Here is a 16,420-nt window from a genome sequence, read left to right on the forward strand (position 1 = left end):
TCGCAGCGGTCTGTAGGCCGGAATAAGCGCAGCGTTTCCGGCAGGTCCATCTCTACGAGCTCAACAGAAACTCGAAGTCCTCCTTCCCGATGGGGACGCCGCTGTCGCCGTCCGAGTCCTCCAGCAGCGCCCGGTACAGCTTCAGCTTCCTTTTCTTCAACTCCATCATCTTCTCCTCGATCGTGTGGCGCATCAGGAGCCGGGTGATGCTCACCTGGTTCTTCTGCCCGATACGGTGCGCCCGGTCGGAAGCCTGGTTCTCCACCGCCGGGTTCCACCACGGGTCGAGGTGAAAGACGTACGACGCCTTCGTCAGATTGAGCCCCCTCCCCCCCGCCTTCAGGCTGAGCAGGAATACAGACGGCTCGCTCGACTCCTGGAATCCCTCCACGAGTGCCTTGCGCCGCGACACCGGCGTGGAGCCGTCCAGGCGCGAGAAGCGCGTCCCGTGCGCGGTAAGGGCATCCTGCACTATGTCGAGAAAAGAGGTGAACTGGGAGAAGACGAGAACGCTGTGCCCTTCGTCGAAGAGCTCGTCCAGCTGCTCGATCAGAAACTCCACCTTCGGCGCACTGTCGCGCCCCTCCGGCAGGAGCAGCTTTGTGGAGAGGCAGATCTGGCGGAGCTTCAGGATCGCCGTCAGGGAGATGATGCGGGCCTGCGCCGCCGAGTTCAGGCGGTACGCCTCCTCCACCGTCGCCTTCACATGGGCCACCGTCCGCACGTACAGCGCCTTCTGGCGCGGCGTCATCTCCAGGTAGATATCGGTCTCCACCTTCGGCGGGAGCTCGTCGGCGATCATGTCCTTGCTCCTGCGCAACACGAAGGGGCGGGTGCGCCGGATAAGGGTTTCGAGAAATTCATCCCCCTCCTTCGCCATTCCCCGGCGAAACGGCTCGAACGGACCGAGAAGCCCCGGCACAGCAAGGTCTATGACCGAGTAGAACTCACCGAGGTGATTTTCCACCGGCGTTCCGGTGAGGGCTACCTTGAATCTCCCCTTCAGCCGCCTCACGGCCCCGGTCGTCTCCGCATGGATGTTCTTCACCGCCTGCGCCTCGTCAAAGACGATGACATGGAAGCGAAGCTCTGAGAGCTCCTCGATATCCCGCTGCACCACGCCATAGCTGGTGAGGACGAGATCCACACCCTCGAAGTGAGCCCGGCGCCCCTGCCCGCGGTAGACGAGGACCTTGAGCCCCGGGTAGAACCGCTCGATCTCGCTCTCCCAGTTGAAGATGAGGCTCGGGGGGACGACGATGAGGTGCGGCAGCGGGGAGGACAGGTCGCTGGCGATCTCACCCTCCTTTATGGCGGCGAGAAAGGCGATCGCTTGTATCGTCTTCCCCAGACCCATGTCGTCGGCAAGGCAGGCGCCGAAGCGGTGCTCGTAGAGGAACGCGAGCCAGTTGAGCCCCTCGTGCTGGTAGCGCCGCAGCTTGCTCGTCAGCCCCGCCGGCGGGGTGCGCTGCTCGATCCGCTCAAAGTTGGTGAGGCTTTCGATGATTTTTTCATCCGCTTCCGAGAGGATCACCCGCACGCCGTTTTTGCGCAGGACGATCCAGTCGAGAATCTGCAGGCGCGGGATGCGCACCACCTGCCGCTTTCCCCCCGCGGCGAAGAGGGCCAGCGCGCGGGTAGTATCGTCGTCCAGAAGAAAGAGCGCGCCGTTTCGCCGGAAAAGCCCCCCCGCCTGCACCGCCTCGAGGAGCTCCTGCTCGGCGATCACCTCTCCCTCGTAGCGGATTTCGGGGCGCAGTTCGAACCAGTCGATGGAAGAATGGGTAGCATCGACGGTGAAGGACCAGCTGACCGTCTCCAGCGGCTCCCCCTGGAAGTAGAGATCGAAGCCGGCGGCGGCACAGTCGCGGCGCAACCGGGAGAGCTGCCGCATCCCCTCCTCGCGAGGGAGGACGAGGTGCCCGACACGATCCCCCTGCGACAGGGCATCGGCGCCGAAGATGGCGCACGGTATCTCCAGCAGGCGCGCCTGGAGTACCGGATCGACCGGGACCTCGAGCCACTCCCCGTCCGCCGCCTGCAGGAGGGAGTGCCGCTCGTTCAGTGTCTGCCAGAAATGGCTCACGATGCGGCGAGCTTCGCTCTTGATCCCCCTCTTGAAAAAATCCGGCGAGTCGAACGCGGCGCGCAGTTCCCTGTCCCGTTCAGATTTGCTATGGCAGGCGACCACGGCGAAGCAGGTAGCGATGATCGACGCGATCCTTTTTTTGGCCTTCAGCGGTTGCGGAAAAGTGCTGCGCCCCTCGGGGGTGAAAAACCAGAAGGTCTCCGGGGAGAGAGAAAAAGGGATCCCCTCCACCACACCCTCGGCGACGATGCGCAGGGAAGGGCCCTCTTCCACGATATTTATCCGGTACTGCGGCGACACTTCACGCACCCGCCTCTCGCGACCGCGCACCATGAAGACCGCGTGCTCCAGGAAATGGATCTTCTCCTCCGCCGAGAGGGAGAGCCTCAGCTCGTTGAAGGCGGTACGCGATAGAGCGAAGCCGTCCTCCATGACCTTCAGCCACGACGCGTTCACGCTGTGCAGCAGAGGGGTGAACCGGTTGAAATAGCTCACCCCCTCCGCATCAGCTATCCGCTCGATGAGACCATTGCGAAGATCGAAGTGGTAGGAATCGTTGGCGAAGGATCCTTTCTCCACCGAGCTCCCATCCTCGAAGCAGCGGCAGACGGTGACCCTGTCATCGGCCAGGTCGAGACGGATCACGATGCGCCGGCCGGAACCGGGAGCCATCGACAGAGGAACGAGTGCGCCGTTGTCGGTGCGGAAGGCGAAGGGATACCTTCCCCCGAAGCGGGCATTGAAGTCCTCGATCCAGCGCGCCCTGTAGTTGGAGTTGAAGAGTTCGCGGAAAAAGTGGCGGATCTGCGAAGGGACAGCGGGGTCTGAGAGGCTGACCGGTTCGCCCTCCCTGGAGAGGACGAAATCGAGGGCGCCGGATCGGTCGCGCTGCAGCACGAGGGTCAGGGAGCTCTCTTCCGCCCCGCCATCGAGGGCACGTTTCCCCCCCTGGTCGCCGTACAGCCCAGAGATGATCTGTTCCAGGTACCCCTCGGGGAGTTTCAGCATCGGGAGAGCCGCAGAGGTGACGGCCTTTTTCAGTGTGGCGAGGGTCGCCACGATGTGGGAGCAGCAGCCGCTCGGACTCCAGAGCCCGCACTCGCAGGAGGTGGAGAGGGTGTCGACGGCGAAGGAAAGGGAGATGTGAAGGGATTTTGCTCCTTCCCGCAGCTCGACGGTGAGGGTACCGTCATCGCTCCAGGAAAGATTGGAAAGGGGTTGGCGTCTGCAGAGCTCGAATCCGGAAAAGAGATGTCTCTTGTCCGCCAGTGCATATATGGCGGCAGGAGGCATTTCGACAAGGTGCCGCACCAGCGACGATCTCTTTTTCTCTATCTCGTTCAGGCTCTCCCCCAGCGCCACCGGCAATCGGACCGCTTATGCTAACAGAAAGGCGAAACCATTACAACCGCGCTCTGGAGGGGAGTTACGAGAGCTTTCTCGACCCGCTCCGCAAATTTGAAGTATGAGGATGAGATTGTGTCGTGACGCCCCGCCCTCTTTCCCCTGAGAGTGTTGAAGGGCGCGGCGTACTGATCAGGGGCTACGCGAAATGATCAATGATCCACCGTGCGATGCTTCGTGACGGAGGGAGAAGCGGCATCGACTCCCGGGTAAACCAACGGGCATCCTCCAGTTCGAGGCCGTCCACGACGACCTCCCCCGATGCGTATTCCGCGACAAACCCGGTCATCAGCTGGGTCGGGAAAGGCCAGCTCTGGCTACCGACATAGCGGACATTGGTCACCCGCACCCCCATCTCCTCCAGCACCTCCCGCTCGACGCACTCCTCCAGCGACTCGCCGAAATCGACGAAGCCTGCCACGAGGCTGTAGCGCCCTTCCGGCCACTCCGGCTTCCTCCCCAGGAGAAACTCGTCCCCTCTCCTGACGAGAACGATGATACACGGGTGGATATGAGGGAAGTGGTGATGGCCGCAGCCGAGGCACTGCTTCCCCCAGGTCTGGTCGATCCGCTCCATGTCGCTTCCGCAGCGGCTGCAGCGCCGGCTCATCCGCTCCCAGTGCAGGATCTGCCTGCCAAGCCCGACGAGAGACATTACATCGTCCGGAAGATCTATCAGGGGAACCGCGTGCAGCGGCTCCGGCGCGGCTGCCGATTGATCCACCGTGACCACCCGCACCGGGCGATCGTCCCACACCCCAAAAAGAAGTGGCGCCTCAAGCGGTACCAATGACTCCGGCAGATCCCCGCAATAGAGTGCATCACCATGGAGAAGGAGGGTCTCCCCCTGCAGGATAACCCAGTACCCCGCCCCGGGATCGCTCAATTCCCCCGGCTTTTTCTGGGTAAAGCGCCTGCTTATGATTTCGCCATTGAAGGGAAGATTCACCGCCGCTGGATACGTCATTCATAGCCTCCATACTTGATACTGAAAAACAAGCCGTCTCAACCTGGGCAGCCGCCCATAATACAGGAATCGTATACAGAAGCAACGGCATTTAGCGCTGCTGCACGGGAACTCGCGGTTCGTCCGGGGAATTCCGGAGAAGGAGGCGTACTTCGGACGAAGCGCTGGAGGAGACCTAACGTTCCCCCCTTTGCGAAGGCTCTTCCGAGAATTCCGGGGAAGCCGTAGTATGTTCCAATGAAGGGCCGCATGAGGCCTCGCGTCCCCCCTTTGCGATTTAAAGTGGACGTCGCCATTTTCTTGAACCTTTCTGACTGCGTCCCCCGGCCAGTATTCTATCTGAGGGAGGACCTCGGGAACGGACGCTGGCTCGGCTCGTACCGGGTGATAGGAGTGTCTAAACCTAGCGCTTCGTGAGGTCGTTCGAGATTATAGATGTCACGAAACCTATCGAACGCGCGCTGGCACTCGTCCAGGTCGGCAAATACAGCCTTAGAGATGCAATCCTCACCCAGAGTGCGATGAAACCGCTCGTCCTTTCCTGGGTCTGGGGATGATATGGCCGAGAATGGCTCACTGCCACACCGACACGGACAATCCAGACAGTCAGCTGTGTGAGACCGGTGAACGCGTCGTTGCCCCAAGGGCTTCCATTATCCATCGTGATGCGATTAGGAAGGCCGTAGCGTCGAAACGTCTCGATCAACGCTTGCTGAACCGTCGCAGTTGTCTCATCAGCACATGCTTTCAGCAGCACATCAAAGCGCGAATGGTCGTCAAGGATCGTCAGAGGATGGCAGCGCCTGCGGCGCGTCATGAAGTGTCCCTTGAAGTCCATCTGCCACAGATCGTTAGGGTGAGGGTGCTCGAAACTACCAAGCGGTTGGTGCTTCAGCGACTCAAGCGGATCGATAAGCCCTCGGCGCCGCAGGATGTCGGTTATAGTCGATGCAGCCGGCACCTCTTCGTGCCCAAGGTCGGTCATTCTCCTGCGGAGCTTACGTCCCCCCCATGTCTCATGTTGGCCCCGCAGGGCAACGACAGCGTCTTCAACAGATGCCTCTGTCTTCGATGGGCTGTTATGGGGGCGACGCGATTGATCTACCAGGCCTGCTGCGCCTGACTCTTTAAAGCGGTCGAGCCACTTGTAGCCCGTCTTCCTACTGATGTTGAAACGCGCGCACAACTCGGAGAAGTTGCAGGACTCCTGTTGCGCGAACAACACGAACTCAGACTTAAGGGCCAAGATACTCACCTCTTGCCAAGACATGACCGCCCTCCTTTCAAAGAGAGATGCATGTCTAGATCATAAAGTGTTACCTATGTCCCCGCACAGTCGTTACCTATGTCTACAGTCTATACACCCTTCGCAAAGGGGGGAACGTTAGGCCTTCTGCAGTGCTTCGTGGCAATGTACCCACGCTTCCCCGGTATTCCCGGATGAACCTTTGCGAAGGGGGGACAGGGGGGATTTCATCTTTACTGGTATGAGGGCACAGCAAACCCAGGTTATGGAATCACCGCCAGAATCTTTTCCCCTTGCAAAAAAATGGCGCCGTATGCTAACTCTTCTAAGGTTTTGGAGGGCCCCTCAGCTCCGGCCATCGGCAGGTCGAGGCCCTCCCGAGGCAATGCCAAAAGGAAGAGGAAAAAGTTGCAGCCAAATAGAAGATTACCAGCAGAATGGGAGCCGCAGGATGGGGTGCTCCTCGCCTGGCCTCACGAGGAGAGTGACTGGCACCCCTACCTTGAAGTCGTGGAGCCGGTCTTTGTGGAGATAGTGCGCGAGATCAGCCGATTTGAGCGAGTCGTAATCGCCGCTCCGGATCCTGAAAGGGTGAGGAAGCAGCTTCAAGACGGCGGCGCGCTGATGGAGCGGGTACGCGTCTTCGGGGTGGAAACAAACGACACCTGGGCGCGCGATTTCGGCCCCATTACGGTGCAGGAGGAAGGGGAACCGGTTCTCCTCAACTTCGGCTTCAACGGCTGGGGGCTCAAGTTTGCCGCCGACCTCGACAACAGGATCAACAAGCGCCTGCAGGTGCTCGGCGCCTGGAACGCTCCGCTGCAGAGACCAGGGCTCATCCTCGAAGGGGGCAGCATCGAGAGTGACGGCAAGGGAACTATTCTGTCGACGGAGGAGTGCCTCCTCAACGACAACAGGAACCCGCACCTCACCCGTGAGGAGCTGGAGCAGGAACTGCACGGGCTTCTGGGGAGCGACCGCTTCCTGTGGCTGGGGAACGGCTACCTCGCCGGCGACGACACCGACTCCCACGTCGATACCCTCGCCAGGCTCTGCCCCAATGACACAATAGCGTATGTACGGTGCGACGACCCGGAAGATGAGCATTACCAGGCGCTGAAAGCGATGGAAGAGGAGATAGCCGCGTTTCGCACCAGGGACGGCCGGCCGTACCGCATGATTCCCCTCCCCTGGCCCGCGGCGAGATTTGACGAGGATGGAGAGCGCCTCCCCGCCACCTACGCGAACTTCCTCGTTATCAACGGCGCAGTGCTCGTTCCGACCTACGACGATCCGAACGACGACCGCGCCCTCGCCGCCGTCGGCGAAGCCTTCCCCGGCCGCGAGATTGTAGGGGTCAACTGCCTCCCCCTGATCCTGCAACACGGCTCGCTGCACTGCGTAACGATGCAGATGCCCGAAGGCACCCTCCGAACGGAGTAAGCAGGCCTCCATGTAGGCCGGAATAAGCGCAGCGTTTCCGGCGGTCCACTATGCAACGATGCAAATTCCCGCAGCGCCCCCAGAACCGGAAACGCGCTCGACAAGGATACAGAGGAATATAGATGGCAAAGCTCAAAGTAGCACTGGTACAGCAAAAATGTGGCGACGAGCGTGATGAGAACATCGCGGCGAGCGTCGCGGGCGTGCGGCGCGCAGCCGAGCAGGGAGCAAAGCTGGTAGTGCTTCAGGAACTCCATGCAGGGAGATACTTCTGCCAGATGGAGAACACCGACTTCTTCGACCAGGCCGAGTCCATTCCCGGCCCCTCGACCGAAGTCTTCTCCGCCCTGGCACGCGAGCTCGGCATTGTCATCGTCTGCTCTCTCTTCGAGCGGCGCGCGGCGGGGCTGTACCACAACACGGCGGTCGTGCTGGAGGCCGACGGAAGCATTGCCGGGAAATACCGCAAGATGCACATACCGGACGACCCCGCCTTCTACGAGAAGTTTTACTTCACCCCCGGCGACCTCGGATTCGAGCCGATCCGCACATCCGTCGGAACGCTTGGCGTCCTGGTCTGCTGGGACCAGTGGTATCCGGAGGCAGCCCGCCTCATGGCCCTTGCCGGTGCCGAGATTCTGATCTACCCCACCGCCATAGGGTGGGATCCGAGGGACGACGATGCCGAGAAGGACCGCCAGTTGGACGCGTGGTTCACGGTGCAGCGCGGGCACGCAGTCGCCAACGGCGTACCGGTCATTTCGGTGAACAGGGTAGGATTCGAGCCAGATCCGAGCGGCGTCGGCCCGGGGCTGCAGTTCTGGGGATCGAGCTTCGTGGCTGGGCCGCAGGGTGAGGTGCTGGCGCGCGGGGGCGCGGAGGAGGAACTCCTGCTGGTAGATCTGGACATGCGCAGAAGCGAAGACGTGCGGCGCATCTGGCCCTTCCTGCGCGACAGGCGCATCGACGCCTACCAGGAGATTTTGCGCCGGTACCGGGATTAGCAGCATCCTTAGTTATGTTGGGAAGTAAAAGGCTGCCGGAAACGCTGCGCTTATTCCGGCCTGGAAGCACAAGAAAGTACATTAAACCTTGGCGTAGCGTCCCCTCCCCTTCAAGGGGAGGGACAGGGTGGGGATGGGGTCCGGTGGAAGTGACTGAGGAGGTTTACCGCGGCGCACCGCAGGACTTCAGCTTACCGTTTTCATAGAAGGATATTGGCTGCAACTGGTCGCACGTTGTACCTTCGATGATGGCCGTTGAAGCGAGCGTGCACCCCATAAAAGCACCTGACGGATAGTACATAACGACACCTAGCTGGGCGCAGGTTATCGGTCCGATCACAAACGGATCTCCCGCCACGCAGCTTCTCAATTTACCATCGGGATTGAATTCGATATTTGAGAACTGGTTGCATTTCAAGCCGCCGACGTAGTAAAAGTCCCTGATGGCGCACGATCTCAAAGTGCCGTCAGGAAAGTAGGAGATCTCGGTTCCGGCGTTGCAGATGCTGGCATCTGCCGCCAGAGAGCTCGCGGCGGAGGCGGCGACAAGAAGTGCTGCAAGAAGAGCAAGATATCTCATACACCCTCCTTTTTCACCTCAAGTCTACCACCTAGCTGTCAGAGCCACTTCTCCCGTCATTAAATATTCCCATCATCGACCTTGCCTTAGTAGAAAATAGAGGAACCGCATTCTGCCGAGCCTTCAAGTCGAGGAGATTGTCACATTCCTCAGAAGGAGCAATCGGCTGCAAATCGTGGTAGAACTCGAGCCCGCCTGGTAACTCAAGAGTGATTTTCGTATGAGGAAGAGTGCTTTCTTCCTTGCCTGGGGTCCCAGCTGTATGCGCCTTTGTCTTGTCCATAGGAAGTCTCTTCTCTTCACTGTAGCCGTTGAAGAAAAGCGGGGTGGAGCTAGCTCCACCCCGCGTTGGTTATCGACTCTTCAACTATTAGCCGAACAGTCTCAGAACCGACTGCGCCGCCTGAGACGACAGGCTAAGAGCAGTTGTGCTCAGCGACTGACGAGTCTGCAGCATCAGCATGTTGGCGCCTTCCTCGTTCATGTCCGCCAGCGTCAGGTTATCGGCACCGGTCTGGAGGGTGTTGATCATGGTATTCGTGAACTCCTGGCGCGTGGTGATTACCGTGAGGCTCGAGGCTAGAGACGACGACTGGCTCCTCAGGATGTCTTGAGCGGCGTCGAGAGCATCCGCCGAGGTTTTGATGTTTGCGTTTGTTGCCCAGTCTGTGCCATTGGTGGCGTCGGCAGCTTTCGACGCCTTAGCTATGTCGAGTTCCCCTGCTGGAGTAGCAGTGGAATCAGTGGTCGCGACAAACCCATTGATAACCAAAGTAGCATCGCCGCTGTACTGGCTGAACTCGACTGTCAAGATGTCGCCACCAAGCAAATTTGTTCCTTTATATCCAGAGTCCTCTGCAATGGTGTCTATTTGATCGAGCAGGGCGTCGAACTGTTCCGAGTAGTCTTTTCGTGCTGTAACATCGGTATTGCCGTAGGCTGAACTGACAAGACCTTTGGCAGCCTGAATAAGAGCAGTGATCGCCTTGATGCCGGCGTCCGCTGCCTTCACCGTCTGGATACCTTCCGACATACCGTCCTTTCTGTCGGACAGGTCACTGGCGCGTTGCAGATGGCTTTGTGCGGAGAAGAAGTTGGTGGGGTTGTCGAGGGCGCTGTTGACTTTCTTGCCGGTGCTCAGCCTGTTCTGGGTCTGGTTCATGGCTGCCGTCGTACTCTGCAGCGCCAAGAGGTTGCTTCTCATGCCGGTCGTCAAAGAAATGTCTGAAATTGCCATGGTCAATTCTCCTTTTCAGGGATTCTTGGCCTTCTAGCCAAATCTGTGATGACAGCTCAAACAGAAGGTCGCTCCTTCCGTCGCTCCTCCTTTCGCAGAAAAGTGCTTCACCTACAAGAGATCTTGTCGGCACGGCGTGCCGAATATTAAGAAATTTTTTTATTTTTTTTTAATTTTATAGCAGGCGAGGGAGACCAAGGGGGCATTACTGCGGGGTAGGAGGAAGGGCGGGCTGCGATACATTCTGCGCAGCCCAGTCAACCGATCTAGAACGTTTTCGACGCAAAGCCGTCGAACTCATCGTGAGCTGTGTCCATAGTCTTGCCAGTAGAGTCCACTCCGGAAAACTTGAAGAGCAGGTGGGACGGATCTATTTCGGCGTCGACCGCCGAATTCTGGTATACGGTAAAAAAGACGGTGGCCTGCATCTTGTCGGGGTCGTACACCACGCGTCTCGGGTAGTTCGGAAGCGTTACCTGGGTCTCCGGATGCAGGGTCACATTGCTGTTGTAGAAACCACCCGTCCCCCCAGACGCCTTGCTGATGGACCACTTCGTTATGTCCATCACCGATGATGCGTCCATCTCTGCGTCAAACTGGAAGATCACCGAGAAGTCTTTCGAGGTGTTTGGAAACATCAGCGATGGATCGAGAGAAGAGACGAGCGTCCCGGGACCGCGGAAAGTTGGTAGCGTGCCAGTCCCTGGCAAACTCGCGAGGATCTTCGGCGATCTCAGCATCTCGGTCAGGTCAGAGTACAAGGTGCCATCCATCTCCTTCAGCACATCCGCTTCGCTATAAGCACTATCCTTGTCCCCGAGACCTAGATATGCCGCTCCGAGCTCGAAGTGCGGTTCGGCGAACTTCCTGTCCAGCAAGATCGATTTCTCCGCCTGCTCCGCGGCCTCGGAATAACGCTCCTCTTTGTTGTAGACCATCGACAGACCGTAGTAGCCATGCGCATCTCTCGGTGCAATTGCAATCACCTTCCTGAACTGTGCATCCGCCTCGGAAAGGCGACCTTGCTGTACGTACATGTTCCCCAATGTATATGGCGCATAGGTCGAAGCCCCATCCATTCGCGCCGCTGTCTTGTACGCCTTCTCCGCATCCGCCTGATTCCCCGCCTGCACATATGCGTTGCCGAGGCTGTTGTAGGCATCGGCAGAAGTCGGATACTGGCTTATCAGCCGCTTGTACACTTCAATGGCTTCCTTCGTCTTCCCCTGCTTCAGGTAGGTACTTCCGAGGGTGTTGTAGGCGTCAAGCGAGGTGGGATCAAGTGCGAGGCATCTTTTCAACTGCGCTACCGCCTCAGTTTCGTTTCCCTCTTGCAGAAGACTCGCCGCCTTGATGAGAGAGTACTTCGCGATCTGAGCCATGCTGGTCTGGGATTGGGTGACGGCGGCGAAGAGACTGTCGATGAGAGTCGCATCGGCCATGGTAGGCTCCTTTCCGGCAGGGATTCTCCCGAAAGGATAGCAGAAACTTAAACATAAACTAATGTCACTGTTGAAGGACAATATGGAGCTGAGTGTGGGAGGGGAAGGGACTCGGGGCGAGAAGTAAACACGACCTCCGCTTGATTAGGTTTGACTTCAAAACGCCAATGTTATATAAAGCGCGACACAACGGTGTATCCCTGACGATATAACGGTGCCGAACCAGCGCACTCACCAACAAAGGCAGCCAAACCCACCGAAAGGAGTCACAATGAGCTTCAAGAAACTTTTTGTCGTTCTCACAGCACTGTGCGCCCTCGTGGCAGGAAGCGTCGTCCCCGGCGGCGCCGCACAGAAAACCGTGATCCTCGCCACCACTACCAGCACCCAGGATTCCGGGCTCCTCGACGTGCTCGTCCCGATGTTCGAGAAGCAGACCGGATACCTGGTAAAGACCATCTCGGTCGGCTCCGGCCAGGCAATGAAGATGGGTGAAAAAGGTGAGGCGGACGTCCTCCTGGTACACTCCCCGGACGCGGAAAAGAAGTTCATGGCAGACGGCTTCGGCGTAGACCGGCAGCTCGTCATGCACAACGACTTCGTCCTCCTCGGACCCGCTGCGGATCCCGCCAGGGTAAAGGGGTCGAAGACCTCCGCGGACGCCTTCAAGAAGATCGCCTCTGCCAACGCCCTCTTCCTCTCCAGGGGTGACAACTCCGGCACCCACGCGAAAGAGAAGGGTCTGTGGAAAGGGGCAGGGATCAACCCGGAAGGGCAGAAGTGGTACCAGCAGACCGGTCTCGGCATGGGGGAGACGCTGAACGTCGCTTCCGAGAAGGGGGGCTACACCATTTCCGACCGCGGCACCTGGCTGGCACTGAACAAAAAGAAGCACCTCGCCCTCACCATCCTGGTGCAGGGTGAGCCGAAGCTCCTCAACATCTATCACGTCATCGAAGTGAATCCCGCGAAGTGGCCGAAGGTGAACACCGCAGGGGCCAAGGCATTTGGCGACTTCATGCTCAACAAGAAGACGCAGGACATCATCCGCACCTTCGGCGTCAAGGAATTCGGCAACCCCCTCTTCTTCCCGGATGCTGGCAAAGATCCGAAGTCTCTCGGTTTGTAGATGGATATCATTGTTGAAGGCTTCAAACAGGCTGCCCAGCTCCTCTGGTCGCTCGACCCGGAGGTGCTGGGCATCGCCCTTTTATCGCTGAAGGTCTCCGGCTTCGCAACGCTCATAAGCCTCCTCATAGGGATCACCGTCGGGACAGTGGTAGCGCTCACCACCTTCCCCGGCAAAAAGGTCATCGTCAGCGTCGTCAACACCGGGATGGGTCTCCCGCCGGTGGTCGTCGGTCTTTTCGTGTCGATCCTCCTCTGGAGAAACGGGCCGCTTGGATTCCTTGAGCTTCTCTACACTCCGACCGCCATCGTCATCGCGCAGTCGATCATCGCCACCCCCATCGTCATGGGGATCACTATCGGCGCCATGCAGAACCTGCCGTCGAACCTCAAGCTGCAGATACGGGCGCTCGGCGCGACGCGCATGCAGATGGTATTCATGCTGATAAAAGAAGCGCGCCTGCCGCTCATGGCAGGGGTCATGGCGGGCTTCGGCGGGGTTATCTCCGAGGTCGGCGCATCGATCATGGTCGGCGGCAACGTGAAGGGGTACACGAGGGTCCTCACCACCGCCACCGTCATGGAAACCGGCAGAGGAAACTTCGAGATAGCCATTGCACTCTCGATTATTCTTTTGCTATTTTGCTTTCTCATAAACTATTTCCTGACTCTGATACAGCAACGCGAAAGGCCGAGATGAAGTTCGAAAAGCATGTGCTGGAAGTAACAGATCTGAGGGTAAGTCGGGGAGGGGTCCAAACCCTCGACATACCCTCTTTTTTCTTGGGGCAGAATGAGTTCGTCTCTCTCATCGGTCCGAACGGCTGCGGCAAATCGACCCTCCTTCTATCGATAATGTGCCTTCTCAAGAGAGATGGCGGCACCCTCAGGTACAACGGGGAGGAGATAGCCTCCCCGGCGGCGGAGCTGGCCTTCCGGCGCAAGATCGCCATGGTCCTGCAGGAGCCCCTTCTTTTCGACAGCACCGTTCATGACAATGTCGCCTCAGGGCTAAAGATACGCGGAGTGGAGCGGCAGGAAATACGGCGCCGCGTCGGCGAGTACCTCGAGCGCTTCAACCTGCAGGCGATGGCGCAGCGCTCGGCACGGAAGCTTTCAGGCGGAGAGGCGCGCCGCGTGAGCCTTGCCCGCGCCTTTGCGGTGCAGCCGGACGTGATCTTCTTCGACGAGCCATTCGCTCACCTCGATACCCCGACGAGGACCGCGCTCATCGACGACATGGAAAGGATCATCGCCGAGACCGGCACTGCGGCCGTCCTAGTGACGCACGACCAGGGGGAGGCGCTACGTATGTCGGACCGCATCGTCGTCATGAACGGCGGCCGGGTCGTCCAGGTCGACACTCCTGCCCATGTTATGAACCACCCCGTGAACGAGTTCGTGGCGAACTTCGTCGGGATGGAGACAGTGCTTGAGGGGGTTGTGCTGCGTAACAGAGAGAGACAGCTTACTGTCTCGGTCGATGGTGTTGAGATAGACGTGATAGGGGAACTGAATCAAGGTGACAAGGTGTACTGTTGCATCAGGCCCGAAAACGTGCTGCTGAATACCTCGAACAATGCGACCACGAGCAGTGCGAGAAATGTTTTTGCCGGCAGGATTGCGGACATAGCATCAATGGGACCTTTTTTGAAGCTGAGACTTAAATGCGGCTTCCCGCTCACCTCCTATGTCACTTGCCAGGCTTTCGCCGACTTGGGACTGAAGGAAGGGATGGATGTCTTCGCCTCCTTCAAAGCGACCTCTGTCCACCTGATTAGGAAAGGTCACTGACACCCTCACAGCAACCGTAGTTACAGACCGAGTTAAGGGCGGGGACTCCCCCGCCCTCCCCCAGACAAAACTAAACTTCCACCGCAAAGACGCAAAGAACGCAAAGGGAAAATCCGCAAAGAAAAGCGTGGGGTTTCTGCATCTTGTAGGCCGGAATAAGCGCAGCGTTTCCGGCAACGCTGGTGCAGCATCTGTGACGCTTGGCGGCGACGCCGGGAACACCTGCGGCTTATCCCGGCCTACGACTCGACAACGCTCATGGAGACGGAGGAGAATACGCACCAAAAAAGGGCGCAGAGATAGAGACGCTACAGATTGATGTTTCCATTGCGTCCTTTTTCTTTGCGCCCTTTGCGTCTTTGCGGTGGGTGTTGTTTTAAGGGTCCGACTCGTTCCCAAGCTCCGGCTTGGGAACGCAATTGCCCGCGAGGCTCAGCCTCACCACCGGCGCGATCATTGATTAGCCGCTGACGCGGATGCAAAGCTGGAGCGTTGCCCCCAAGTGCGTTCCCAAGATGACCTTGGGAACGAGCATCAAACGTCGTGGTAGAGCCTACCTCCTCTTTCAGCTTTTCCTTTGCGTGGTTTTCTTTGCGCCCTTTGCGTCTTTGCGGTGGGTGTTGGTTTTCGGCTGCGGCCGTAGCTAGCTCTGCACCGTCCTCCCCCACACCGAAAACCCGGTGCCGCTCTTTTGGGTCCACAACACGATCACGTTCCCGGCTTCGTCCCAGCCGGCCTCGTACTGCTCCACACTCCCCTCCAGATCGAGCCGCTCACTCGTGCTCCACCCGGAGAGCGAGCGCGAGGCGCTCCACAGTTCCCTCTCGTCCCCCGACCCCTTCACCCACGTTACCACCGGTTGTCCGTCCTTCCCCAAAAGAAGGGTCGGGCTCAGGCAGAAGTGCGGGTAGTTGTCGAGCACCTTCTCGGAGAACCACCCAAGCCCTATGTCGGTGGCAACGGTGAGGCTGGAGAGATAGGCATCGACGTCGGGCCAGTTTGCCGCCTGTGTCAGGCAGACAAAGGCGATCCCGCCGTCGGCGAGGGAGGCGGATACACCGAGCGGATTTTCCCCGATCACTTCAGGGGCGCCCCACCCCTTCTCCGGGAAGAAGCGGGAGGCCTTCAGTTGATAATCCCTCCCCGGAGCACTCACTTCCTGCCAAAGGGCAAGTGCGTTTCCGACCTCGTCCATCGTCACCACCGGCGCGTGGTGCCCCGGCACTGTCTGGGCCGCGCTCAGATCCTTTAGCGGATCATCCTGCACGATCTCCCTCCCGAGGGGAAATGCTGGCCCCCACCCGGTAACCGGGTCGAAGATCCGCCCCCAGGTGTTGTGCCTGAGCTCACCAAAGCGCGAACCGGCACCTGCTGCGTTCCAGAGCGCCACCACCATCCCCGATCCGTTTCCGGAAATTGTCCCGGTCGGTACCAGCTGGTCCTTCCCGATGACGCTCGGGGGACCCCACCCCCTTTCGGTGCGGCGCGCCGAGACAAAGTGGTAGCTGTGCTCGGCCGCCTCATAGCGGTGCCAGGTCGCCACCGAGTTCCCCTCCTCGTCCAGGAGCACCTGGGGCGAAAGCGCAAGCCCGGTGGAGTCGAGTACAGCCGGAGCACTCCAGCCGTGCCCGGGGAGATAGGTGGAGGCCAGCAGGTGCCGCGTATGCCCCACCGTCTGGACCCACACCAGCGTCGCGACACCGTCGGAATTCAGCGCCGCCCGCGCCTCCCCCTCATCCCCTTCCCCTGCCCCGAGGTGCTGCGGGGCATCCCACCCCGGGCCGGGATGGTACCTGCTCCCCCAGAGCGTCTGCGAGCCGTACCCGCCTTCGCACCACAGCGCCAGCGCCTCCCCTTTTCTGGCCAGCGCGAGCCTCGGGGAGGAGACGGCACAGCTGGCGCGCGTGAGCCTGATCACCGCGTGGCGCAGGTTCTGTACGCAGGTGTTGGTGCTCGAGCTTATGCCGAACCAGACCATCGCCGGCAGCAGTAGGGGTTTCCACGTGGTACTCCTGCAAATATTCTGTGCTACCTTGTTTACCGCCCAGAGGGGCGAGCATCTGAAAAGCCGCATTGCTCCTCCTTC

General features: G+C 59.4%; 12 protein-coding genes and 1 pseudogene. 5 read left to right on the forward strand and 8 right to left on the reverse strand.

What is annotated here, in order from left to right:
• Positions 1-52: 52 nt before the first annotated feature.
• The 3 genes and pseudogenes from LPW11_RS22180 to LPW11_RS22190 form a co-directional block, all read right to left on the reverse strand.
• Entirely contained in the window at positions 53-3,451 is a 3,399-nt protein-coding gene (locus LPW11_RS22180; protein WP_230998344.1) for a DEAD/DEAH box helicase, read from the reverse strand.
• A 181-nt stretch (positions 3,452-3,632) separates the two neighbouring features.
• A complete protein-coding gene (nudC, locus tag LPW11_RS22185) occupies positions 3,633-4,460 on the reverse strand; it encodes an NAD(+) diphosphatase (RefSeq protein ID WP_230996045.1) in 828 nt (275 codons plus the stop codon).
• A gap of 270 nt (positions 4,461-4,730) precedes the next feature.
• A pseudogene (locus LPW11_RS22190) lies at positions 4,731-5,730 on the reverse strand (IS481 family transposase); the annotation flags it as partial.
• 384 nt (positions 5,731-6,114) lie between these two features.
• Here LPW11_RS22190 and LPW11_RS22195 point away from each other — a divergent pair.
• Together LPW11_RS22195 and LPW11_RS22200 are read left to right on the forward strand one after the other, a co-directional pair.
• On the forward strand, positions 6,115-7,149 hold the full coding sequence (locus tag LPW11_RS22195) for an agmatine deiminase family protein (RefSeq protein ID WP_230996046.1): 1,035 nt from the start codon (positions 6,115-6,117) through the stop codon (positions 7,147-7,149).
• Positions 7,150-7,271: 122 nt separating this feature from the next.
• Positions 7,272-8,153, forward strand: coding sequence for a carbon-nitrogen hydrolase (locus tag LPW11_RS22200; RefSeq protein WP_230996047.1), 882 nt, complete (start codon positions 7,272-7,274; stop codon positions 8,151-8,153).
• Between the two features lie 163 nt (positions 8,154-8,316).
• On the opposite strand, the gene LPW11_RS22205 is transcribed toward LPW11_RS22200, so the two are convergent.
• From LPW11_RS22205 to LPW11_RS22220, 4 genes are all read right to left on the reverse strand, one after another.
• On the reverse strand, positions 8,317-8,733 hold the full coding sequence (locus tag LPW11_RS22205; RefSeq protein ID WP_230996048.1) for a hypothetical protein: 417 nt from the start codon (positions 8,731-8,733) through the stop codon (positions 8,317-8,319).
• 31 nt (positions 8,734-8,764) lie between these two features.
• Entirely contained in the window at positions 8,765-9,016 is a 252-nt protein-coding gene (locus LPW11_RS22210; protein ID WP_230996049.1) for a hypothetical protein, read from the reverse strand.
• Positions 9,017-9,103: 87 nt separating this feature from the next.
• A complete protein-coding gene (locus LPW11_RS22215; protein WP_230996050.1) occupies positions 9,104-9,970 on the reverse strand; it encodes a flagellin N-terminal helical domain-containing protein in 867 nt (288 codons plus the stop codon).
• Positions 9,971-10,236: 266 nt separating this feature from the next.
• On the reverse strand, positions 10,237-11,412 hold the full coding sequence (locus LPW11_RS22220) for a tetratricopeptide repeat protein (protein WP_230996051.1): 1,176 nt from the start codon (positions 11,410-11,412) through the stop codon (positions 10,237-10,239).
• A 271-nt stretch (positions 11,413-11,683) separates the two neighbouring features.
• On the opposite strand from LPW11_RS22220, the gene LPW11_RS22225 reads away from it, so the two are divergent.
• Genes LPW11_RS22225 through LPW11_RS22235 form a run of 3 tightly spaced genes read left to right on the forward strand, consistent with a single transcriptional unit; the run spans position 11,684 to position 14,334 of the window.
• Positions 11,684-12,541, forward strand: a complete 858-nt coding sequence (locus LPW11_RS22225) for a substrate-binding domain-containing protein (protein ID WP_230996052.1) — start codon at positions 11,684-11,686, stop codon at positions 12,539-12,541.
• Complete coding sequence (locus tag LPW11_RS22230) at positions 12,542-13,240, forward strand: ABC transporter permease (RefSeq protein WP_230996053.1); 699 nt, start codon at positions 12,542-12,544, stop codon at positions 13,238-13,240. It begins immediately after the preceding gene.
• Positions 13,237-14,334: an ABC transporter ATP-binding protein gene (locus LPW11_RS22235; RefSeq protein ID WP_230996054.1), complete on the forward strand. Its 1,098-nt coding sequence runs from the start codon at positions 13,237-13,239 to the stop codon at positions 14,332-14,334. The genes LPW11_RS22230 and LPW11_RS22235 overlap by 4 nt, the downstream gene beginning before the upstream one ends.
• Before the next feature lie 643 nt (positions 14,335-14,977).
• Here the strand turns inward: LPW11_RS22235 and LPW11_RS22240 are convergent.
• Positions 14,978-16,408, reverse strand: coding sequence for a hypothetical protein (locus tag LPW11_RS22240; protein WP_230996055.1), 1,431 nt, complete (start codon positions 16,406-16,408; stop codon positions 14,978-14,980).
• Positions 16,409-16,420 lie beyond the last annotated feature (12 nt).

Source organism: Geomonas sp. RF6, from assembly GCF_021044625.1.
Taxonomy (GTDB): domain Bacteria; phylum Desulfobacterota; class Desulfuromonadia; order Geobacterales; family Geobacteraceae; genus RF6.